The sequence below is a fragment of the Dawidia cretensis genome, from assembly GCF_018598175.1.
GTDB classification, from domain to species: Bacteria; Bacteroidota; Bacteroidia; order Cytophagales; family Cyclobacteriaceae; genus Ohtaekwangia; species Ohtaekwangia cretensis.
In genome coordinates, this window is record NZ_JAHESE010000086.1 from 1 (window position 1) to 970 (window position 970).

The following is a 970-nucleotide window of genomic DNA, read 5'->3' on the forward strand; positions in this document are numbered from 1 at the left end:
GTCTATAGCACCCTGGCGTCGGGCTACCGCGACACGAACGAACACGATACGCTCTACCAATCGCTGGCCGCCCTATACCAGCCCTGTACCGGATGCCTTGGACATCTCGTTCGCGAGCGGCCAGTCCGTAGAGCTCTACGCCTTTGCCTGCACGTTGGGTACTCCAGGATGCCAGGCAAAAGCCGACGGTTTGCATCTGCAAGGCGAGCTGAGTTTATCCGGTGTGCCGTTGCTCAACAACAGCAAGATAAAAATCCGCGAGCTCCTGATCGGCACGGACGGCACGGTACGCACTGTCACGGCTGACGTAGGAGATGGCCTCAACTTCAGCCTCGCCGGATGGGCTGCGGGTATACAAGCTTTGTCGATCAACGAAAATGGTCTCAAGCTTACCGGTGACCTGACAGTGCGCGTGCCTGCCTCCACTCCGTCTAAAATCGGATTTAATAATCTTACTATCAGCAAGACAGCGCTCTATGGCGGCGACTTCTCGCTGCCCGCCGCGGGGCTCGACATCTTTGGCATCGTGCAGATGAAGCCTGGGAGCCGGCCACTGTCCTTCGGTCGCATCGGCAACCCCAGCGTTCATTATATTGGTGGCTCAGGCGAATTCCGGCTGCCGAAGTTTCTCGACAAGACACTGACCGTCGAGTTCTTCCAGATCCAAACCGATGGCAACTTCCAGGCCGTTGTGCCGACAAACTTCAACGTGCCCTTGCTGGGTGTGGCGGACATCTCGGTGCGCAGCATCGGTTTTAATACCAAAGGCAGCATCGGCATTGACGTGATGGGTGATTTTAACCTGCATGCCATTCCGTTCTTCCAGGCCTCCGTGGGGGGTGTACACTTCGGCCCCAACGGATCGGTATCGATCGACGAGCTGGGTGTGGGCTTTGACTTAGTCGGTATTGCCCGGCTCAATGCCCGCGCGCGCTTTATCGACCAGCCGGAACGCAAAGGCTTTGAAGGA

General features: G+C 57.4%; 1 protein-coding gene. It reads left to right on the forward strand.

Features of this window, described 5'->3' with window-relative positions; genetic code table 11:
• The coding region (locus tag KK062_RS29800) for a hypothetical protein (RefSeq protein ID WP_254088041.1) at positions 1–970 on the forward strand (970 nt) is incomplete at both ends.